The following is a 21955-nucleotide window of genomic DNA, read 5'->3' on the forward strand; positions in this document are numbered from 1 at the left end:
CCTCTGAATTATATAGGTTATGTGTAAGTGTATCTTGTGAACTGGAAATGGCAAAAGCAATGAGTGGACAAAAAACCGTGACCCCGACCGCCGCAGGCCTTGCTGCCTCTGTTTCCGCCACAAAAACACGCGGATTGCCGCCTGTCGAGACGTGGAACCCGCCGTTTTGCGGTGACATCGACATGGAGATCAAGCGCGACGGTACCTGGTTCCACGAAGGGACGCCGATTGGCCGTCGTGGATTGGTCAAATTGTTTGCATCGATTCTGATCCGCGAGGACGATAAATACTTTCTGGTCACGCCCGTTGAAAAGGTGGGGATCAGGGTTGAAGACGCGCCATTCATTGCTGTTGATTTCGATGTGCAGGGCGAAGGGCGCGATCAGAGGTTGGTTTTCAAGACCAACCTTGATGACATCGCGACCGCCAGTGACGATTTGCCGATCCGCGTTGTGCGGGATGCCGAAACCGGCGAGCCGTCGCCCTATGTGCGTGTGCGCCGCAATCTGGAAGCATTGATAGATCGCAAAAGCTTTTACCGGCTTGTTGACTTGGGTGAACACCACGAAGGCTGGTTTGGCGTTTGGTCGGGCGGTGTGTTTTTCGGGCTGATCCCCTCGAACGAATTGCCTGATTAGGGTCTGTTCTACTGGTCTTTCCCTGCGGTTTTGATAGCATGAACCGACAGAAAACAAGACGAGCACAATGCGCATGAAACCTGCCGCAAACCTAAGCCTTTTGTGGCAGGAGATCGACTATCTCGACCGGTTTGAAGCCGCCGCACAGGCCGGGTTCACGGCTGTCGAAATCCTGTTTCCCTATGACGTGCCCGTAACCGCCACCAAGGCTGCGTGTGAGGCGAACGGGCTGACGCTTGTCTTGATCAACGCACCACCGCTGAACCCCGCAGGCGGGGAACGCGGCTTTGCTGCGGTGCCTGAACTGGTCGATGTGTTTCGCAAGGATATCTTGCGCGCCTTCAAATATGCAGAAGCGCTGGGTGCGCGTTTTTTGCATGTGATGGCCGGCCCCGGACAAGGCGACGCAGCGTTCGAAACCTTTTGCCGCAACCTGATCTGGGCGGCGAATGCTGCGCCCGACGGGCTGGTGCTGACGATTGAACCGCTCAACCCTGTGGCAATGCCGGGGTATTTCCTGAATGATTACGGATTGGCCAAGCAGGTTCTGAACACCGTTTCGATGCCGAATCTGGGGCTTCAGTTCGACAGCTATCATGCACAGATGATCCACGGCGATGCTGCACGGGTTTTTGAAACCTACCAGCCCCATATCGTTCACGCTCAGATTGGCGACACCCCTGATCGCGGTGCCCCGGGCAGTGGCGATATCGATTTTACCAAGCTTTTTGCGGTGATGGCTGGTGCTGGCTATGACGGTTGGATAAGTGGTGAATATAACCCCGGCCCACGGACCCAAGACAGTCTGAATTGGATGAGAATGCTATGATACCTGCCCGTTTTGCGCCGATCGCCTTTGGTTTCTTCCTGTCGGGAATCATGTCTTTTATCGTTTCCGGCATTGCGATTATCCGCGCTACAGGTTGGGAAACCGGGCTGTTCGGGGTGTGGATCGGCGCGTGGCTCACCAGCTGGCTGGTGGCTTTTCCCACGGTATTGATCGTCGCGCCGCTGGCCCGGCGTATTGTCGCCAGACTGGTCAGAAACGAACAGGTCTGAGGCCAGCGAAAGACCGCGATATTATCGATTCCGCGGCGACTAGTGTGCCTCGGCCCAGTTCGCACCAACGCCCGCATCAACGGTCAGCTTTACATCCAGCTTAACCACAGGGTCCGCGGCATTTTCCATCACGTGGCGGGCGGCCTTGATCAAATCATCTTCGGCCCCTTTTTCGACCTCGAACAGAAGTTCATCGTGAACCTGCAACAACATCGTCGCCGGAATATCCTTGATTGCATCCGGCATGCGGATCATGGCGCGGCGAATGACATCGGCCGCTGTGCCCTGGATCGGGGCGTTGATTGCGGCGCGTTGGGCGAAACCGGCACGCGGGCCTTTGGCACCAATCTCGGGGGTGTTGATCTTGCGGCCGAACAGCGTCTGAACATAGCCGTGTTCTTTGGCAAAGGCCTTGGTGTTGTCCATATAGGTGCGAATGCCGGGGAAACGTTCGAAATAGCGGTCGATGAACCCCTGCGCTTCGGCGCGAGGAATGCGCAGATTGCGCGCCAGACCAAAGCCGGAAATGCCGTAAATCACACCAAAGTTGATCGCCTTGGCCTGACGGCGCACGTCTGGTGTCATCTCGTCCAGCGGCACGCCGAACATCTCGGATGCGGTCAGGGCGTGAATGTCGATGCCATCGCGAAACGCCTGTTTCAGCTCGGGAATGTCGGCAATATGCGCCAGAATACGCAATTCGATCTGGGAATAGTCCAGTGCAACCAGCGCCTTACCCTGCTCTGCGACAAAGGCCTCGCGAATGCGGCGGCCTTCTTCCGACCGGATCGGGATGTTTTGCAGGTTCGGATCGGTCGACGCCAAACGGCCTGTGGACGCCCCCGCAATCGAATAGGATGTGTGCACGCGGCCGGTGTCTTTGTTGATGTGCCCCTGAAGGGCGTCCGTATAGGTCGATTTCAGCTTGGACAGTTGCCGCCAGTCCAGAATGCGCCGCGGGAAATCATGTTCGGTGGCAAGGTCTTCCAGAATGTCCGCACCGGTGGAATATTTCCCGTTCGCACCCTTTTTGCCGCCCTCAAGGCCCATGTCGTCGAACAGAACCTCGCCCACCTGCGCAGGCGATCCGACATTAAACTTGCGCCCGACCATCTCGTAAATCTCGTCCTCCAGCCCGGCCATTTTCTGGGCAAAGGCATTGGACATCCGGCTTAGGGTGTCGCGATCAACCTTGACGCCGGACCGTTCCATCGCGGCCAGAACCGGCACCAAGGGGCGCTCAAGGGTTTCGTAAACCTTGGTCACCTGGACGCGGTGCAATTGCGGCTTGAACAGCTGCCACAGACGCAAGGTGATATCGGCATCCTCGGCGGCATAGGGGACAGCATCGGCAAGCGGCACCTTGTCAAAGGTGATCGCGGATTTACCAGACCCCAGCAGCGGTTTGATCGGGATCGGCGTGTGCCCCAGATAGCGTTCCGATAGCGTGTCCATCCCGTGCCCGTGCAGACCCGCATGCATGACGTAGGACATGAGCATCGTGTCATCAATCGGCGCGACCTTGATGCCGACCTGCGCGAAAATCTTGCTGTCGTATTTCATGTTCTGGCCGATCTTGAGGATCGACGGATCGGTCAGCATCGGCGTCAGCATCCGCAGGGCTTCTTCGGTCGGCATCTGCCCCTCAGCCAGATCATCCGAACCGAACAGGTCGTCGGCAGAATGGGTTTTATGGATCAACGGAATATAGCAGGCCTTGCCCGGCTCAACGCATAAGGAAATGCCAACCAGATCGGCAACCATTTCATCCAGGCCGGTTGTTTCGGTGTCCACGGCAACATAGCCGAATTCGTAAATCCGGTCGATCCAGCCCTGCAAGGCCTTGGCATCGCTGACCTGTTCATAGCCCCCGGCATCAAAGCCGACTTCCGCAACGACGGGGGCATCCTTGGCCTTGGGTTCTTCGATGACCGGGGCTTCTTTGCCCAATACTTCGGCCACGCGCTTGGACAGGGTGCGGAATTCCATTTCGGCGAGAAAGCCCAGCAGCCTGTCTGCATCGGGCGCGCGCACCTCAAGATCGTCCAGAGTAAAGTCCAGCGGCGTGTTTTCATCCAGCAACACCAGTTTGCGCGACAGGCGGATCTGGTCGGCATGGTCGATCAACGTCTGGCGGCGCTTGGGCTGCTTTATCTCGGCCGCCCGATCCAGCAGGGCATCCAGATCGCCAAATTCATTGATCAGCAGGGCCGCCGTTTTAATGCCGATACCGGGCGCGCCGGGCACGTTATCGACTGAATCGCCGGCCAAAGCCTGCACATCGACAACACGTTCGGGGTAGACGCCGAACTTTTCGAACACGCCCTCACGGTCGATGGTCTTGTTCTTCATCGCGTCCAGCATTTCCACGCCGCCGCCCACCAGTTGCATCAAATCCTTGTCCGAACTGATGATCGTGCAGCGCCCGCCAGCGGCCCGCGCCTGAACAGCCAGAGTGGCGATGATGTCATCCGCCTCATAGCCTTCCTTTTCCTTGCACGCGATATTGAATGCCTCTGTCGCAGTGCGTGTCAGGGGGATCTGGGGGCGCAAATCCTCGGGCATGGCCTCGCGGTTGGCCTTGTAAAGGTCGTACATGTCGTTGCGAAACGTATGGCTGCCCTTGTCGAAAATCACGGCGGCATGGGTGGGCGCATCAGGGCCGGTGTTCCCTTCGACATAGCGGTGCAGCATGTTGCAAAATCCGGCCACAGCCCCGATCGGCAACCCGTCCGATTTGCGCGTCAACGGGGGAAGCGCGTGATAGGCGCGAAAAATAAACGCCGATCCGTCGATCAGATGCAGATGGTGACCCTTGCCAAATGTGCCGGACATATCAGTGCTCCCCTAGATGATTGCGCTCTTTTGCCACGAAGCCGCCGCACCTGCCAGCAGACATTCTGCACAGCCCCGTGTTCATTTTGCCAAATAAACTCCCCGCGGAGCGTCCCGCCGCTGCATCACCTGGATTGGTAAAGATCAAAGGACAGGCTGACCGACAAAGGCATCGGCGTCCAAATGCCAAACCGAATCCCTGCCTCCCGCAATCTTTCGCCGATCCAGACATTGCAGGTGCGCAGAATGTGGAATGTGCCTTTGGCCTCGAAAAAACCGTCGGTTTGCGTGTAGCCGGCAACATCAGATCTGATGGGCTCGCCGTCGGCATCTGTTTTCAGGGTCGCCCATATCCCGTCCAGCAGGGCGGCATATTCGCGCTCTGACAGCGCAAGAGGTCTCGCGGGCAGGTCGTCGGGCAGTGCCCCTGCAATATCAAGGCGCAGGACAGATCTGTCCCCGATGATGCCACGCCAGATCGCAGGCAGGCTCATATCGGCATAGGTCGGGGTTTGGGTGTAGAAATCATGGGCACCCCAGCCAACTACGAGCCATTCAGCGGCAGGATGGTCAAGCCAGATCCCCAACTCAGCCAGCGGGGTGAAGCGTTTCACACTCAGTGCGTCAAGCGGCAGCACCAGATCATAGTGGATCGGGCCGCTTACCAGTAAAACTTCGCGTGTTTTGGCATCGGTATCAGGTGCTGCAGGGCTGGGGATAATCGCCCCGAGGATGGCCGCCGACAGATAGAGCGCGGGCACAAGCGCAAGCAGGCTCAGCCATCTGGCGAGTTTCCTCAGACTTTGCCCTCAAAATCCTGATGGATGAATTTGCAATCGCAATAGCCGCATTCAACCCAGCCTTTATCATGCGGGATTTGCAGCCAGACGCGGGGATGGCCCAAAGCGCCTTCGCCGCCGTCACAAGCGACGCGCCAACTGTTCACGATGCGGGATTCTGGGGCTTGCGTAGTCATGTGGTCGTCCTTGGCTTTGGATGCGCTGTTGTTATGACCAAACCAGACCGTCAGGGCAAGGGGTGGCAATGTTTTGAGCGGTGGAACTCTACAAGTTTGTAATCTGGGTTGAATTGGGTTCACCAAAGGGCAATCTGCCGCTAAAAGACGCAAAACATCCCAATCTGTCGGAGCAATCGTCACATGGCATCCCCAAAACCCGTCGTATTATGCATCCTGGATGGATGGGGTCAGCGCGCCGAGGCTGAAGGCAACGCCCCTTTGCTGGCGAAAACCCCGAATTTCGACTGGATCATGCAAAATTGCCCCAGTTCCACGTTGACCACGTTCGGGCCGGATGTCGGTTTGCCCAAGGGGCAGATGGGCAACTCCGAAGTGGGGCACACCAATATTGGTGCGGGCCGAGTCGTGGCGATGGATTTGGGCCAGATCGACCTTGCGATCGAGCAGGGAAGCTTTGCCACGCATCCGCCCATGTTGGCATTTATCGAAAAGTTGAAGAAAACCGGTGGCACGGCGCATCTGATGGGCCTGGTCTCTGATGGCGGGGTGCATGGCCATCTGTCCCATTTGGTTGCCGCCGTCAAAGCGTTGCACGACCAGGGCATTCCTGTGGTCATCCACGCTCTGACGGACGGGCGCGATGTGGCCCCGCGCTCGGCGGTCGGGTTTTTCGAGACGTTGCATGACGCGCTGCCCAGTGGTGTGCGGATCGGTTCTGTGAGCGGGCGTTATTTCGCGATGGACCGTGACAACCGCTGGGACCGCGTTGCCAAAGCATATGGCGCGATTGTGCAGGCCAGCGGCGAGACGGCGCAAACGGCGCTTGATGCGGTAAACGCCGCCTATGGGCGCGACGAAAATGATGAATTCATCCAGCCGACTGTTATTGCGGGCTATGAAGGTGCCAAGGATGGCGACGGCCTGTTTTGTCTGAACTTCCGCGCCGACCGCGCCCGCGAGATCATGGCCGCCATCGGCGCCCCTGATTTTGATGCCTTTGATACCGGCGACAGGCCGGATTGGGCCGCCTTGATGGGGATGGCCGAATATTCCGAAGCGCATAGCATTTACACCTCGACCATGTACCCGAAGCCACAGATCGTGAACACGTTGGGGTCTTGGGTGGCGCAGCACGGCTTGCGTCAGTTCCGTCTGGCCGAGACTGAAAAATACCCCCATGTGACGTTCTTTCTGAACGGCGGCGAGGAAACCCCCGCCGCAGGTGAAGACCGCGTCATGCCGAAGTCGCCCGATGTCGCGACCTATGATCTGCAACCCGAGATGTCATGCGCCGAAGTGACCGACAATTTTGTCAAGGCAATCAACGATGGGTATGATCTGATCGTGGTGAATTATGCCAACCCCGACATGGTTGGCCACACCGGCGATCTGGATGCCGCCATCGCCGCCTGTGAAGCCGTGGATCAGGGCTTGGGGCGCGTGTTGCAGGCGTTGGATGCAGCGGGTGGTGCGATGGTTATCACCGCCGATCATGGCAATTGCGAAACGATGATCGACCCCGAAACCGGTGGTGCGCATACGGCGCATACATTGAACCCGGTCCCCGTCGCGGTTGTTGGCGGGCCGGCGCATGCGAAACTGCGCAGCGGGCGGCTGGCCGATCTGGCTCCGACCGTGCTGCAACTGATGGGGCTGGAACAACCCGTCGAGATGACCGGAAAGTCGCTGCTGGAATGATGCGGCTTTGCGCCTTCTTACTCCTGATCTGGCCTTTGGCCGGACTTGCGCAGACCGAGGCCGCCGATCAGGCGCGCCGTGCGATGGGCGATCTTGAGCGGGCATCGGCGCAACTGGATGCCGCAGAGGGCGCGCGTGACCGCGTTCAGGCGTTGACCCAGACCATTCAGGCGTTCGAGGTTGGCTTGGGTGCCATGCGAGAAGGTCTGCGCCAAGCCGCGATAAACGAGGCGCAGCTTAGCAAAAAGCTGCAAGCCCGCGATGGCGAGGTGGCGCAATTGCTAGGGGTGTTGCAAAGCATTGGTGGCAACCCATCGCCCACGCTGTTTCTGCATCCGGATGGGCCGATTGGCACGGCACGGGCAGGCATGTTGCTGGCAGAACTGACGCCTGCGCTAAATGCGCGCGCTGACCAGTTGCGGCAGGATCTCGAAGATGTGCAGACCCTGCGGGTTTTGCAGGCCGATGCAGCCAAGCGACTGCAAGAGGGGCTGACCGAGGTCCAGCGCGCCCGTACCGAGTTGAACCAAGCTATGGCGAACCGCACGGACCTTCCCAAGCGGTTCACAGAAGACCCGGTGCGCACGGCGATCCTGATTTCGACCTCGGAAACGCTGTCGGGGTTTGCCAGCGGTCTTTCGCAAATGACCTCTGAACAGATCGAACCCGCGCCGTTGAACATCGACGGAGAGGTGGGCACGCTGCCGTTGCCGGTTCAGGGCCTTGTGCTGCGCCGCGCAAATGAGACAGACGCAGCAGGTGTCACGCGGCCCGGCATTATCCTTGCCACACGGCCCCGTGCGATCGTGACCACCCCTACAGCAGCGACAATCCGCTATATCGGGCCGCTTTTGGACCTTGGCAACGTGATCATCCTTGAGCCGCGTGCCAATACGCTGTTTGTGTTGGCCGGACTGGATACCGTCTATGGAGAGGCCGGTCAGGTGATCGCATCGGGGACGCCGATTGGTTTGATGGGGATGCCCGCTTCTAGCACTGGCAATGTGTTGTCACCAAATGGTGATGGGGCTGGCATAGAGCGTTCAGAAACGCTCTATATAGAAGTAAGAGAAAATAATATTCCACAGGACCCGGCAGAGTGGTTCCTAACCGACAAGGATGGATGAGCATATGAAGAAATTTGTGATGGCCGCCGTTGGTGGCACGCTGGCAGGCGTGATCGCAACGACGCAAATCGCCGGACCTTTGCTGGCACAGGAAACGGCGAAGGCAAGCAATGTCTATGAGCAGCTGGATTTGTTCGGTGACATTTTCGAACGCATCCGCGCCCAGTATGTGGAGGAAGTCGATACGGAGGAGCTGATCGAGGCGGCCATCAACGGGATGCTGACATCGCTTGATCCGCACTCCAGCTATCTGTCGCCCAAGGATGCGCTGAAAATGCGCGACCAGACGCGCGGTGAATTCGGCGGTCTGGGTATCGAAGTCACGCAAGAGGAAGGCTTTGTCAAAGTCGTTTCCCCGATTGACGATACACCTGCATCAGAGGCGGGGATCGAGGCGGGTGATTTCATCACCCATGTAGACGGCGAAAGCCTGCTGGGTCTGACGCTGGATGATGCAGTTGAACTGATGCGCGGGCCGGTCGGGTCGGAAATCATCATCACCGTTGTCCGCGAGGGCGAGACAGAGCCGTTTGACGTATCCTTGATCCGCGACACGATCCAGTTGACTGCCGTGCGCAGCCGGACTGTGGGCAACGCTGTTGTGATGCGTGTCACCACGTTCAACGAACAAACCTATCCCAAGCTCAAGGAAGGTCTGGAAGAACAGATCGCAGAAGCCGGTGGCATCGACAAGATCAGCGGCATCGTCATCGACCTGCGCAACAACCCCGGTGGTCTGTTGAACCAGGCGATTGCAGTTTCTGATGCGTTCCTTGAGGAAGGCGAGATCGTGAGCACCCGTGGCCGCGATTCAGCGGATAGCGACAGAACCAACGCCACGCCGGGTGATCTGGCCCAAGGGAAACCGATTGTTGTGTTGATCAACGGCGGGTCTGCTTCGGCGTCTGAAATTGTGGCTGGTGCGTTGCAAGACCACCATCGCGCAATCGTGGTCGGCACCAAAAGCTTTGGCAAGGGATCTGTTCAAACCATCATGCCGTTGCGTGGTGAGGGTGCGATGCGCCTGACCACAGCGCGGTATTATACGCCATCGGGCCGGTCCATTCAGGCGGTTGGCGTATCGCCTGACATCGTTGTTGCACAGCCCCCGGTCAAGCCCGCAGACCAGGAAGAAGATGCAGCGAAAAACCGTCCGCTGCGCTCCGAAGCGGACCTGCGCGGCAGTCTGAATAACGACAGCCTGTCCGAGGACGAGATCGAACAGATCATGGCAGACCGCGCCAAGGCAGACGAAGCCGCGGCCCTGCGTGAAGAGGATTACCAACTGGCCTATGCCATTGATATCCTGAAAGGTTTGTCGGCTCTGGGCAATAAAGACTGATCGGCATTCGCGCCAAAACCTTTGCAGGCAGGTATCAGATCAAAGGCCGTCCCATCGAGGGGCGGCCTTTTTCGCTGCGCAGCATAGAAAAAAATGCTGCGCAGCATTTTGAGGTAATTTGGTGGCTTTAGCCGAGGTAAACCTTGCCTTCGGGATAGCGTACGCGGGGGACCGAGCGCGTCGCCAGAAAGAACCCGAGGGTCAAAGGCCCGACCCGCCCGAGGAACATCATCAGCATGATGACCGTGCGCCCGATGGTATCCAGTTCGGTCGTGGCACCACGCGACAAACCGACGGTCCCAAAGGCGGATGTGACCTCAAAGGCAAGATCAATGAATTCTCCGTCATGGCTGATGGATATGATGAAAATCCCGAACAGCACCAGCAAGATGCTCATCGTGGTCAGCGCCATCACCTTAAAGACTTCCTCTGACCCCATTGACCGGCCAAAGGCATGCAGGGTCTTGCTGCGGCGGAAAAAGGCTATGGTGGCAAGGATCAGAACGATCAGGGTTGTGACCTTGATCCCGCCCGCGGTTGATGTGCTGCCCCCGCCGACCAGCATCAACGTCATGGTCATCAAGGCAGTGCTCTCGTGGACGTTGCCGTAGTCAATCGTGTTGAACCCGGCAGTGCGCGGGCTGACAGCTTGGAACCAGCTTGCCCAAAGGCGGCTGCTGGTTGACCCGAGTTGCCCCAAGGTGCCGGGGTTGTTCCATTCAAGCAGCGCAAAGGTCAGCCAGGCCCACAGGATCAGCACGAGGGTGCCGACCAGCATCAACTTGCTGTGCAGGCTCAGGGTTTGCCAGTTCCGCTTGTTCCAGATGTCCGCGAGCACGATGAAGCCGATGCCACCCAAGATGAAGAGGGCAGGGATCACAATATTGATAACCGGATCGCTGACCCAGCGTATGAGGTTGTCTGGAGACAAGCCAAACCCGGCGTTGTTAAAGGCCGACACGCTGTGGAATACGGCCTGCCATATGCCATTGACCCAACCATATTCGGGCACGAAAACAACACATAAAAGCGCGGCACCGATCAGTTCGATCAAAAGCGCGATCTTGAGGATCACACGCACCAAGGCCGTCAGGTTATTCAGGCTGGACTGGTTCAGGTCTTCGCGCAGGATGATCCGCTGCGGCATACCTACGGGAATGCCTAGGGCGGAAAACACCAGCACGGCAAAGGTCATCAACCCAAGGCCGCCCAACTGGATCAGGATGATCAGAACCGCCTGCCCGAACAGCGTGAATGTCGTGCCCGTGTCAACAACCGCAAGGCCGGTCACCGTCACGGCAGAGGTGGAGGTAAAGAACGCATCCGACAGGCTGAGGTCGGTGGTATTGGACAGGGGCGACCACAGCACCAGCGCGCCGATGACAATCACCGCCAGATAAATGAACACCAAAACCGCTGGCGGCGGCGGAAGCTTCCAGCCTTTGCGCTTCTTGGAGGGGACCGTTTTCAAAGGCTTGCTGCGAAGTTGCGCAAATCAGACCGCTGCCCCAGCAGGATCAGCAGATCGTCACGTTGCAAGCTGCACGGGTTGCCGTCCTGGCCGATAAATTCGGTGCCCCGCATGACACCGATGCAGCGCAGATCAAACTTCTTGGCATGGTACAGCATGTCGAGGGATTTGCCTTCGAGCGATTCCGGGATCCGGAAATTCACCACATGGTAGCCATTGCCAAGGCTTACATAGTCACGCACCAGCGGATTATTGATCACTTGGGCGATGTGCTGTCCGACTTCGACTTCGGGGTGGATCACCCGGTCGACGCCCAGCTTGGCAAGAATGCGATGATGGGTTTTGGTTTTCGCCTTGGCCCAGATTGTTTCAACACCAAGCAGCTTGAGGTTGATGGCAGACAGAATGCTTGATTCCAGATCAGACCCCATCGCCACCAGCGCCATATCACAATCGGCAAGCCCTGCTTCGCGCAGGGCGATGTCATCGCGCGCGTCAGCAATTACGGCCTGGCTCAGGCGTTCGACATGGTTGCTGACACGTTGTTCGTTCAGATCAACGCCGATCACATAGTTGCCAAAGCGGGTCAGTTCTGTCGCGACGGTGGACCCGAAATTCCCTAGGCCAATAACCCCGATTGTACGTTTTTTTGCGGACATCATGCCCTCCTGATTTTACCGACCTCAAGTGTCGGGTGGTAGGCCAAGATATGATACCACAGCCATTCAGGGTAAAGGGGGCTCAGGTTGTCTCGACGCAATGCCGCCTGAATGCACGTTTCATCATTTCAAGCTCGGCCCGCAGCAGCGCCATTTCGGCCCGCAGATCGATGCTGGTCACGTCGTCTCCGATGATGACGATATCGCCAATTTTCTGATCGGTTTCCAGATCGGTCACCAGAATGACCTGAATGCCATCCGCAATGGCGGCGGCGGGCACAGGAATGGTAAGCGACCAGTGATCGGCTGTCTCGTTTCGGACCAGCTTGAAATCGGCGACGTTCGAATTGCCGTGGGTGACGGTGATTTGGGGGGTTTCATCGCCGGTCCCTGTGAGGATTCCCTGCCACACCCCTTCAAGCATGCGGGTTTTTGTCAGTTTCAAAGTGCTCATCCAAAAACTCCTAAAGCTGGGCGCGGGGGCGGCGCGAGAATGTCAGGTCACGCAGGACGATTTCGTTCATTTCGGGGCCTTCAAAGATCAGGTCGATCCACGCCTTTTCCACGCGCTTTTCGTTCATCGTTGAATAGGCCAGATCGAATTCGACCATGACATCGGGTTGATCCAAGGGCAGTTCGCGTACGATTTGTTCGGTGTTCGGCCCGTGGCGAATGTTGAGCCGTGCAAAAATCTCGATGGGTTTTTCCATTTCGACAATGGCGCTCATCCGTAACAGGTGGGTACGTTTCAGCCCGTTTACGCAATCATCCGGCAGGTCAAGAACGATCGACAGGAACGACCCGTCAAACCGGAAAACATCAAGGCGCAGGCCGTAAGGGGCCAGATCTGCCTCGCGGAGGTTTCGCAATTGCCGGATGCCCATTTCGGACAAAGCACAATCGTGGAAAACAGTTACTTCCTCGCCCAGGGTCGCCTTGGTCTTGACCGAAGACAGGCCAGGCACGGGCAGCGGCCCACGCCATAGCGCCGGACGCCAGGACCAATCCGCATTATGCGGTTTGAAAAACTTCTTTGACCCGACCATGGGCAGCGAAAGCCGTTCTTCGGCGACATGGATAACGCTGTCCAGATGCGCCTTTAAGGCCCACGCGTCCCGAGACTGCTTGCGCAACCTGTCCAGAGGAACATCTTTTGCTTTCTGGGCCCTGCGCGCCCATTTGCGCAAAAGCCGCGCAGACAATGCTTTGTCCAAAAGGTGAGTGCCGAATTTGGCCATATGTGCCTGATGCCCCGTTTGCTCGGTCGTTCATTTTGCCAAAGTCTATCGCTTGAAACACATTCGTTCAAACGAATTGCTGCCAAATCAGAAGGTCAGTTCCGGCTGGCCGGCTTTTTCACGGGTTTTGGCGTTGCCTCGATACTGGCATTGGCCAGTTCGATCACGATTCCGCGTCCGGTACGGGTGGTGATTTCGCCATGCTCCGGGCCATATACTGCGATGCCAGCGGTCTGGCTGCCAATGCGCGCGGTACCGCGCCATTGGGTCGGTGACAGCCCACCCACGGGTATTTTCCCCTGTGCACGAAACGTGATGAGATCCTCTGTCGCCTCTATGTCGCTGATATTGGTCAGGTCGGTGGCCGCAGCGATCTGTTTTGCAGAAGGGAGCGGGCCGGGTCTGGATTTCGTTAGGCTGACCGTAATCAACCCGCGGGGTGCCGCGCCGGCGGCACTGGGCACGCCCAATGCGTCGCAACGTGCCATCACCAAAAAGCGGGAGGTTAGCGTCGCCTGATCGATACAATAGCCGCTCGGTGCAACCAAAATCGTGCCACTCGCCATCATGCTCCGCGATAGGGGCGCGTCAGAAGTGTCGGTGGATTTCAGGTTAAACCCGCCCCCCAGATCAAGACCCTGACCCGCTTCGCAAGCGGTCAGGGCCATTAATCCAAGGGCCGCTACGGGACCTTTAAAGGTCCATGTAGTCATGGGTTTCGGCCTTTGCGCCGGGATGCGTCACGGCACCGAGATAGGTTGGGCCGACAAGCTGTGCATATTTCCACAGCGCACCGCTTTGGTAGTTGGTTGTGCGGGCACCGGGCCATGCTGCCTTGCGCTTGGCCATTTCCTCGTCGCTGATATCAACGCTGATGGACCCTTCGATGGCGTTCAGCGTGATCATGTCACCCTCTTGCAGCAGGGCGATCGGGCCGCCGTATGCTGCTTCGGGGCCGACATGGCCGACGCAAAAACCACGTGTCGCGCCAGAGAAACGGCCATCGGTGATCAACGCGACCTTTTTGCCCATGCCCTGACCGGACAGCGCTGCAGTTGTCGCCAGCATTTCGCGCATGCCAGGGCCGCCTGCGGGGCCTTCGTTGCGGATGACGAACACGTCGCCTTCCTTGTAGGCGCGGTTTTGCACAGCCTCAAAGGCATCCTGTTCGCATTCAAAGATCAACGCGGGGCCGGTAAAGACGATGTCTTCTTCGGACATACCGGCGATTTTCACGATGGCACCTTCGGGGGCAAGGTTGCCTTTCAGGCCAACCACGCCGCCAGTCTTGCTGATCGGGTTTGAAATCGCGTGGATTACTTTGCCATCAGCTTCGCGTTCGATCATATCCAGTTCTTCGCCGATGGACCGGCCCGAGGCTGTCATACAATCGGTGTGGATCAGGCCCGCTTTGCGCAGTTCCTTCATCACGACGGGCACACCGCCTGCGTCATACAGGTCTTTTGCAACATACGCCCCGCCGGGTTTCATATCGACAAAGTAAGGTGTGTCGCGGAAAATTTCGCAAACGTCATCAAGGAAGAAATCAATCCCCGCTTCATGCGCCATGGCTGGCAGGTGCAGGCCCGCATTTGTCGAACCGCCGGTACACGCGACAATGCGCGCTGCGTTCTCGAATGCTTCGCGGGTGCAGATGTCGCGGGCGCGAATGTTCTTTTCGATCAGGTTCATCACTGCTTCGCCGGACGCTTCGGCATAGGCATCGCGGGAAATATAGGGGGCTGGCATACCCGACGAATTCATCAGCGCAAGGCCGATCGCCTCGGATACACAGGCCATTGTGTTGGCGGTGAACTGGCCACCACAGGCACCCGCAGTCGGGCAGGCAACGCGTTCAAGGATATCGAGTGCGGCTTGTGACATGGTGCCATTCTGGTAGTTACCAACGGCTTCGAACATGTCCTGTACGGTCAAATCGCGGCTTGCGAAATCGGCAGGCACATCCGCACCTTCTGGTGCTTTGCCCGGCAGGATCGACCCACCGTACAAAAACACCGACGGCACGTTCAGACGGATCATCGCCATCATCATGCCCGGCAGGGATTTATCACAGCCCGCAAGGCCCACAATCGCGTCATAGCAGTGACCGCGCATGGTCAGCTCGACCGTGTCGGCAATCGCTTCGCGTGACGCAAGCGACGACCGCATGCCTTCGTGGCCCATCGCGATGCCGTCGGTCACGGTGATTGTGGTGAATTCCCGTGGTGTGCCTTGTTGGGCGCGCACGCCGATTTTAACGGCTTGGGCCTGACGGCTCAGCGAGATGTTACAAGGCGCGGCCTCGTTCCAGCAGGTTGCGACACCGACCAGGGGCTGGTGAATTTCTTCTTCTGTCATGCCCATCGCATAGTAATACGACCGATGCGGCGCGCGCTCTGGCCCTTCGGTGACGTGCCGGCTGGGCAATTTGGATTTATCAAAACGGTTATTGGTGGACATCAGAACGCCTCCCTGATTGGACATTTACACCGGAATAGCCATCCAGCCCTTTCGCTGCAAGGCTCAAGCGGTCGGTTGAAGTGAGAGGCGTGTCGCCTTAGGTTGCTTTTGACCTTCAGGCGCGACGCCTGCCCCAGCGAAAGTAGACCTGCATGGAGCGATCGATTTTTTCCTTTATATGGAAATATTCCAGCCGAGATCAGATTGTTCTATTGATCCTGACGCTTGTCACCTTCCCCTTCTTGTACATCACACTCGAACTGCCCAAGCGCATTATCAACGATGCGATCGGTGCTGAGTCGAGCGTGATCGACATCTTTGGCTTTGAAATGTCACAGGTGCAGTTCCTTTTTACCCTGTGTTTTGCCTATCTGGCGTCGGTGCTGGTGCACGGTCTGATGAAGATGCGGTTGAACACAATGAAAGGTGTCCTGTCAGAGCGGCTTTTGCGGCGGTTCCGGTATCAGTTGATATCCCGCATGATGCGGTTTCCGCGCAGCTATTATGACAACACCAGCCAGGGCGAACTGGTATCCATGGTCACCTCAGAAGCCGAGCCGATGGGTGGTCTGATGGGGGATGCTGTCGCCCAGCCCGTGTTCCAGGCCGGGCAAATGCTGATTATTCTGCTGTTTTTGTTCATTCAGTCGTTCTGGTTCGGCTTGGCGGGTGTGGCACTGATCCCCTTGCAGGCCTATCTGATCCCGATGCTGCAACGGCAGATCAACCAGCTGAACAAGGAGCGGATCAACGAGGTGCGTGCCCTGTCCTCCGAGATCGGGGAAACAGCGGCTGGCATCACCGATTTGCGCACGAACGGCGGGTGGCGTTTCAGACTGGCCAAGTTCACGGACCGTCTGGGTGCGTTGTTCATCATCCGCTTTCAGATCTACCAGAAAAAGTTTTTCATGAAGTTTCTGAATAACTTTATCACCCAGCTTACGCCGTTCTTCTTTTATGCGGTGGGCGGCTATCTGGTGATCGCCGGCAACATCACTGTTGGTGCCCTTGTCGCGGCGCTTGCCGCCTACAAAGATCTGTCGAACCCGTGGAAAGAATTGCTGACCTATTACAACGAAACGCAGGACATGGCCATTCGCTGGGAAATTGTCATCGAGCGTTTTGCCCCGCGCAACATGATCCCTGAACGCCTGTTCGAAGGGGAACCTGAGGAGATTCCGCATCTTAAGGGGCCCATCAACCTTAATCATGTCACTGTGCGTAGCGCCGATGGAAATCTGGTGCTGGATGACATTGATATCGACATTCCCATGGGCGCGCGTGTGGCCATCCAGATTCCCAATCAGGTGGAGCGTACGGCGATGGCCGAGTTGCTGACCCGAGAGATCAGCCCGACCCATGGTACAATCAAAATAGCAGGTCACGATCTGGCCGAACTGCATCAGGCCGTGCTTGCGGCGCGGATCGGCTATGCCCATGCACAGCCCTATCTGTTCAAGGGAACAATCGGTGAAAACCTTTTGATGTCCCTGCGGACCAGCCCCAAGACGGTGCTTTGGGACCCCGAGAAAAAGGATATGGGGGCGATTGAAACGCTTCGCGCAGGCAACAGCCCCGACAGCACGCGGGTAGATTGGCTGGACCCCGGACTGGCAGATCTGAATTCGCCCGAGGATGTTAATAACTGGTGGTACGAGCTGGTCAAAGCCATCGGGACCGATGAATTGATGTTCCGGCGTATGGTTGTGGACCGGATGGACCCGAAAGAGCGTCCGGCGCTGGCTGAAAAGATCGTTGGTTTGCGGGACGAAATCTATGAAAAGCTGAAAGAACGCGGGCTTGATAAGGCCATTCACCGGTTTGACCCGGACGAGTTCAACCCGTCGATGGCTTTGGGGGGCAACTTGATGTTTGCGTCTCCGATATATGATATTTCGCAAACGGTGCTGGCTTCGGAACGCAGCTTTCTTGCGATGATCTTTGATCTGGGTCTTGCCGAACAGGGCATCGCGATTTCCCAGACGCTGGTCGAAACCTTGCACCAGACCTTTGGGCGCGATGGTACCGATCACCCGCTTTTTACCGCTTTGGGGATCGACGAAGAGCTCTACGAGCGATTGGTCGACATCGCCTTGCGCCGCCGCAACGACGGGGACGGGGCGCTGACCGAAGATGAATTTTCGCTGCTTTTGACCGTGCCATTCGCCTTTACAGCCGAGCAAATCGGCCCGGCATTCCCCGAGACGTTCAAGAGCGAAATCTTGGAAATTCGCAAAAAGCAGGGTCGCGCCATGCGCGAGAAAACCAAAGATATGTTCATCCCCATTGCGCCGCAAACCTATCTGCCGCGTTTGTCCATTCTGGAAAACGCGCTGTATGGGCGGATATCCAAGGTTGCGGGGCTACAGGCCGATCTGGTGATGGATGTCGTGTCGGACGTGTTCAGGAAAAATAATCTGCAACAAGAAGTGACGAGCAATGTGTTCGATCTGCCGACCAACATTGGCGGGTCGAATATTTCGAACGTATTTCAGGAAAGGGCAGCGTTCAGCCGCGCCGCGATGAAGAGACCGGACATATTGGTGTTGAACCAGTCGCTGGCCGGGCATGACGCACAAAGCCTGTCCAGGTTGCGCGACAGGCTTAGCGCCCTGCTGCCGGATACAACTCAGATCTATCTTGATTCCAGTTTCTCGCGGCCCGAGGATTTCGACATGTTCATCGAGATGAAAGGGGGACGCATCGATGGCATGGCCCAGATTGACGCGCCGCATGACGATGACAGCATTTCAGACGATCTGCGCCGCAAGTTGCAAATTGTTTCTCATAATGCGCTGTTCGGAGATCTTGACCCTCGCAACCAGCGGCTTTTGGCTTTTGCGGCACAATGGTTTCCCGTGGAGAAAGACCAGACGATCTTTCATCAGGGGGACCGGCCCGATGCCGTGTATCTGTGCCTGTCGGGCACCGGCGAATTGTTCTGGAAGGACGAAAGCGGCAAAAGGCACCATATATCGACCGTTAAAAAAGGCCGCCTGATCGGCGATCTTGCCGTGATCCTGAATGACCCGCGCCAGTTTGATTTTGTGGCCCTCGAGGATAGCAAGTTTCTACGGATAGATGCGGATCAGTTCCGGTCGGTCATTGAGGATGACAGGGTCATCTTGATGAGCTTGCTCAAGACCGTTTCATCGCATTTGTCGAATGCGACCGATCTGCTGCGTGCCGCGTCTGTCGACATTCCGCGGGGCGCTGAACAGCGGCAACCGACCAAAGGGGAAAGCAGTTGATGGACCGCTATGCCGCACATCGTGACTTTATCGCCCCGGCTGTCCCAACCGCCGCGCTGTGGCGGGTCTTTGTGGGGTTTCTGGCGGCTTCGGCGGTTTATCTGCTGCTGAACAATCTGTTTTTCACGTTGGTTTTCAACCTGCTGGGGTCGCAGGATGGCAGTTTTTATGATGACTTGCTGACCGGCAAGACGCCCGTCGCGATGTTTATTCTATTGGGCAGCTTTGGCCTGATGACGGTGGGTGTCGTGCTGGTGGCACGGCTTCTGCACAAACGGTCACTTTCCAGCCTGATCGGGCCAATGTCCCTGGCTGTGCCGCAGTTTGGCATGGTTGTGCGCATGTTGGTGATCGTGGGGGCGATCACCTTTGTGCTGCCACCTTGGGGCTTTGGCGAAGACAATGTTTCAAACATGCCATTGGGCAAATGGGTGCTGCTGCTTCCGCTATCGCTGGTGGCTGTATTCATTCAGGTCAGCGCCGAGGAAATCGTGTTCAGGGGCTATGTTCAACAGCAGCTTGCGGCACGTTTCAAATCGCCGCTTGTGTGGATGGTGCTGCCGTCGGTTCTGTTTGCGCTTGGTCACTACTTGCCCGAGGAAGCGGGCGAAAATGCCGTGACGATTGCGCTTTGGGCTGCGGTATTTGGCATTCTGATGGCGGACCTGACGGCGCGTGCGGGGTCCCTTGGGCCTGCGATTGCAGTTCACTTTTGCAACAATGTGACGGCGATCCTGATCACGTCCCTGCCGGATAATTTGTCTGGCCTTGCTTTGTATGTGACACCTTTCGGCATGGAGGACACCGAGGCGCTGCGCGCATGGCTGCCGGTGGATTTCGCGCTGATGTTTGTCAGTTGGCTCGCGGCAAGGCTCGCGATCCGCCGTTGATTGCAATTTACTCTGGGGCAGCATATCTCAGGGTCGAAACTGGAACAGAGGTTCGCCATGAACTGGATCAATAACTACGTTCGCCCACGCATCAATTCGATCTTTTCGCGTCGCGAAACACCGGATAATCTTTGGACGAAATGCGAAGAATGCGGAACCATGTTGTTCCACCGCGAGGTGTCGAACAACCTGAATGTTTGCACGAGCTGCGGCCATCACATGGCGATCACCCCCCGCGAGCGGTTTTTGGCGCTATTCGACGGCGGTATTTTCACCGAAGTTAAGGTTCCGGCACCGGTCACGGACCCTTTGCATTTCCGCGATCAAAAGAAATATCCGGATCGTTTGAAAGCAGCCCAAAAACAAACGGGCGAAGCCGAAGCGATGCTGGTTGCCACCGGTGAAATCGGACGCACGCCGATCGTTGCTGCCGCGCAAGACTTTTCCTTTATGGCGGGGTCCATGGGTATGTATGTGGGCAATGCGATCATTGCCGCCGCCCAAGAGGCCGTTAAGCTGAAACGCCCGCTGATCCTGTTTTCCGCCGCCGGTGGCGCGCGGATGCAAGAAGGTATCCTGAGCCTGATGCAAATGCCGCGCACGACCATTGCCGTGCAGATGCTGAAAGAAGCCGGATTGCCCTATATCGTGGTGTTGACCCACCCCACGACCGGCGGCGTCACCGCCAGCTATGCCATGCTGGGCGACGTTCATATTGCCGAGCCGAATGCGCTGATCTGCTTTGCCGGGCCACGCGTCATTGAACAAACGATCCGCGAAAAGCTGCCCGAAGGCTTCCAGCGGGCGGAATACCTGTTGGATCATGGCATGTTGGACCGCGTGACCCCGCGCCCCCAGATGCGCGACGAGTTGATCAACATCACCCGGATGCTGCTGAGGCTGCCGCCTGCGGTGCGGGGCGATCTGCCCGCGCCCACAGAAGGTGGCGATGTACCCCATGCATTGGCATCGGACGACAAGGCAAGTACACCAGCAAAATGACGCAACAGACATCTGATGCTGTGCTGGCGCGCATGATGGCGCTGCACCCCAAGATCATTGATCTGACCCTTGACCGGATGTGGCGGCTGCTGGATGCTTTGGGCAATCCGCAAAACACCCTGCCGCCCGTGATCCATATCGCGGGCACCAATGGCAAGGGGTCGACGCAGGCAATGATCCGCGCCGGTTTGGAGGCAGCAGGGCACCGGGTTCATGCCTATACCTCGCCGCATCTGGCGCGTTTTCACGAACGCATCAGGGTGGCCGGTGATCTGATTACCGAGCCTGATCTGACCGACGTGCTGGACGAATGTTATGACGCCAATAATGGCGGCAACATTACGTATTTCGAGATCACGACATGCGCGGCGCTGCTCGCTTTTTCCCGCAGCCCTGCGGATTATACCTTGCTTGAGGTGGGTCTGGGGGGCCGTTTGGATGCCACCAATGTGGTTGAAAAACCGGCCCTTACCGTGATCACGCCGGTGTCGATCGACCATCAGCAGTATCTTGGGGATACTCTGGCCCAGATCGCGGGCGAAAAGGCAGGGATCATCAAACGTGGCGTGCCGTGCGTTGTTGGCCCCCAACAAGAAGAAGCGATGGACGTGATCGAAGCCGAGGCACTGCGTCACCACGCGCCGCTGTTGGCCTATGGCCAGCACTGGCATGTCGGGCAGGAAGCCGGGCGTATGGTGTATCAAGACGAACAAGGCTTGCTTGACCTTCCCAAACCGAATTTGCTGGGGGCACATCAGATCAGCAACGCCGGTGCGGCCCTTGCGGCCTTGCGTCACCTTGGTGTAGCGAATGATCATTGCGAGGCGGCAGTTACAGGCGCGCAATGGCCTGCACGCATGCAGCGTCTGAAAACCGGCCCATTGGCTGAAGCTGCAGCACAGGCGGAACTTTGGCTGGATGGGGGGCACAACCCCGCCGCTGGCGAGGCGATCGCAGGTCTGCTCGGCACGCTGCCCAAGCGCCCGACCTATCTGATCTGCGGGATGTTGAATACCAAGGACATTTCCGGCTATTTGCGCCCGCTTGCTGCGCAGGCGGAAAAGTTGATTGCCGTTTCAATCCCCGGAGAAGCGGCAACACTGCCTGCGCATGAGACTGCCCAGGCTGCTCGTGCCGTTGGTATGAACGCGGACGAGGCAGCATCGGTGCAATCCGCCCTTGCAGATATCCTTGCGATTGATCCATCTGCGCGGGTTTTGATCTGCGGGTCATTGTACCTTGCCGGCAGCGTTTTGCGGGAAAACGGTTAGAATTTTCATCTCTCAAATTGGCGATGTTTACGATT

General features: G+C 57.5%; 19 protein-coding genes. 10 read left to right on the forward strand and 9 right to left on the reverse strand.

Features of this window, described 5'->3' with window-relative positions:
* Positions 1-59 precede the first annotated feature (59 nt).
* From ACSQ13_RS17465 to ACSQ13_RS17475, 3 genes are all read left to right on the forward strand, one after another.
* On the forward strand, positions 60-638 hold the full coding sequence (locus tag ACSQ13_RS17465) for a DUF1285 domain-containing protein (protein ID WP_176248898.1): 579 nt from the start codon (positions 60-62) through the stop codon (positions 636-638).
* 73 nt (positions 639-711) lie between these two features.
* Positions 712-1467 (forward strand): hydroxypyruvate isomerase family protein, encoded by a 756-nt coding sequence (locus ACSQ13_RS17470; protein WP_295512143.1) that lies wholly within the window; start codon positions 712-714, stop codon positions 1465-1467.
* A complete protein-coding gene (locus ACSQ13_RS17475; protein WP_176248900.1) occupies positions 1464-1697 on the forward strand; it encodes a DUF2798 domain-containing protein in 234 nt (77 codons plus the stop codon). The genes ACSQ13_RS17470 and ACSQ13_RS17475 overlap by 4 nt, the downstream gene beginning before the upstream one ends.
* Positions 1698-1736: 39 nt before the next feature.
* Here ACSQ13_RS17475 and polA read toward each other — a convergent pair whose 3' ends face one another.
* The 3 genes from polA to ACSQ13_RS17490 form a co-directional block, all read right to left on the reverse strand.
* Complete coding sequence (polA, locus tag ACSQ13_RS17480) at positions 1737-4532, reverse strand: DNA polymerase I (RefSeq protein WP_176248901.1); 2796 nt, start codon at positions 4530-4532, stop codon at positions 1737-1739.
* 125 nt (positions 4533-4657) lie between these two features.
* Positions 4658-5293: a TIGR02117 family protein gene (locus tag ACSQ13_RS17485; RefSeq protein WP_295512098.1), complete on the reverse strand. Its 636-nt coding sequence runs from the start codon at positions 5291-5293 to the stop codon at positions 4658-4660.
* Between the two features lie 35 nt (positions 5294-5328).
* On the reverse strand, positions 5329-5508 hold the full coding sequence (locus ACSQ13_RS17490) for a zinc-finger domain-containing protein (protein ID WP_176248902.1): 180 nt from the start codon (positions 5506-5508) through the stop codon (positions 5329-5331).
* A gap of 183 nt (positions 5509-5691) precedes the next feature.
* Here ACSQ13_RS17490 and gpmI point away from each other — a divergent pair, with 183 nt between their 5' ends.
* The 3 genes from gpmI to ACSQ13_RS17505 are packed head-to-tail and all read left to right on the forward strand — an operon-like array spanning position 5692 to position 9678.
* The gene (gene gpmI, locus ACSQ13_RS17495) at positions 5692-7209 is read left to right on the forward strand and encodes a 2,3-bisphosphoglycerate-independent phosphoglycerate mutase (RefSeq protein ID WP_176248903.1); all 1518 of its coding nucleotides are present in this window, start codon (positions 5692-5694) and stop codon (positions 7207-7209) included.
* The gene (locus ACSQ13_RS17500) at positions 7206-8336 is read left to right on the forward strand and encodes a murein hydrolase activator EnvC family protein (RefSeq protein WP_176248904.1); all 1131 of its coding nucleotides are present in this window, start codon (positions 7206-7208) and stop codon (positions 8334-8336) included. The genes gpmI and ACSQ13_RS17500 overlap by 4 nt, the downstream gene beginning before the upstream one ends.
* A 4-nt stretch (positions 8337-8340) precedes the next feature.
* Positions 8341-9678: a S41 family peptidase gene (locus tag ACSQ13_RS17505; RefSeq protein ID WP_176248905.1), complete on the forward strand. Its 1338-nt coding sequence runs from the start codon at positions 8341-8343 to the stop codon at positions 9676-9678.
* Between the two features lie 127 nt (positions 9679-9805).
* Here ACSQ13_RS17505 and ACSQ13_RS17510 read toward each other — a convergent pair whose 3' ends face one another.
* From ACSQ13_RS17510 to ilvD, 6 genes are all read right to left on the reverse strand, one after another.
* Positions 9806-11149 (reverse strand): TrkH family potassium uptake protein, encoded by a 1344-nt coding sequence (locus ACSQ13_RS17510; RefSeq protein ID WP_295512099.1) that lies wholly within the window; start codon positions 11147-11149, stop codon positions 9806-9808.
* Positions 11146-11808 carry a potassium channel family protein gene (locus ACSQ13_RS17515; protein WP_176248907.1) on the reverse strand — a complete coding sequence of 221 codons (663 nt, stop codon included), beginning with the start codon at positions 11806-11808 and terminating at the stop codon, positions 11146-11148. The genes ACSQ13_RS17510 and ACSQ13_RS17515 overlap by 4 nt, the downstream gene beginning before the upstream one ends.
* Before the next feature lie 82 nt (positions 11809-11890).
* Positions 11891-12262: a hypothetical protein gene (locus ACSQ13_RS17520; protein ID WP_176248908.1), complete on the reverse strand. Its 372-nt coding sequence runs from the start codon at positions 12260-12262 to the stop codon at positions 11891-11893.
* Positions 12263-12272: 10 nt separating this feature from the next.
* On the reverse strand, positions 12273-13046 hold the full coding sequence (locus tag ACSQ13_RS17525; protein WP_176248909.1) for a DUF6478 family protein: 774 nt from the start codon (positions 13044-13046) through the stop codon (positions 12273-12275).
* A 95-nt stretch (positions 13047-13141) separates the two neighbouring features.
* On the reverse strand, positions 13142-13759 hold the full coding sequence (locus tag ACSQ13_RS17530; RefSeq protein WP_176248910.1) for a hypothetical protein: 618 nt from the start codon (positions 13757-13759) through the stop codon (positions 13142-13144).
* On the reverse strand, positions 13740-15506 hold the full coding sequence (gene ilvD / locus ACSQ13_RS17535; RefSeq protein ID WP_176248911.1) for a dihydroxy-acid dehydratase: 1767 nt from the start codon (positions 15504-15506) through the stop codon (positions 13740-13742). Before ilvD ends, ACSQ13_RS17530 begins: the two co-directional genes overlap by 20 nt.
* 152 nt (positions 15507-15658) lie before the next feature.
* Here ilvD and ACSQ13_RS17540 point away from each other — a divergent pair, with 152 nt between their 5' ends.
* Genes ACSQ13_RS17540 through ACSQ13_RS17555 form a run of 4 tightly spaced genes read left to right on the forward strand, consistent with a single transcriptional unit; the run spans position 15659 to position 21920 of the window.
* The gene (locus ACSQ13_RS17540) at positions 15659-18757 is read left to right on the forward strand and encodes an ABC transporter transmembrane domain-containing protein (RefSeq protein ID WP_295512102.1); all 3099 of its coding nucleotides are present in this window, start codon (positions 15659-15661) and stop codon (positions 18755-18757) included.
* Positions 18757-19647: a CPBP family intramembrane glutamic endopeptidase gene (locus ACSQ13_RS17545; RefSeq protein WP_295512104.1), complete on the forward strand. Its 891-nt coding sequence runs from the start codon at positions 18757-18759 to the stop codon at positions 19645-19647. The genes ACSQ13_RS17540 and ACSQ13_RS17545 overlap by 1 nt, the downstream gene beginning before the upstream one ends.
* Positions 19648-19704: 57 nt before the next feature.
* Positions 19705-20649: an acetyl-CoA carboxylase, carboxyltransferase subunit beta gene (gene accD / locus ACSQ13_RS17550; RefSeq protein ID WP_295512105.1), complete on the forward strand. Its 945-nt coding sequence runs from the start codon at positions 19705-19707 to the stop codon at positions 20647-20649.
* A complete protein-coding gene (locus ACSQ13_RS17555) occupies positions 20646-21920 on the forward strand; it encodes a bifunctional folylpolyglutamate synthase/dihydrofolate synthase (protein ID WP_176248915.1) in 1275 nt (424 codons plus the stop codon). The genes accD and ACSQ13_RS17555 overlap by 4 nt, the downstream gene beginning before the upstream one ends.
* The last annotated feature ends 35 nt before the right edge of the window (positions 21921-21955 follow it).

It is taken from the genome of Sulfitobacter sp. SH22, from assembly GCF_965641905.1.
In the GTDB taxonomy this organism is placed as follows: Bacteria; Pseudomonadota; Alphaproteobacteria; order Rhodobacterales; family Rhodobacteraceae; genus Sulfitobacter.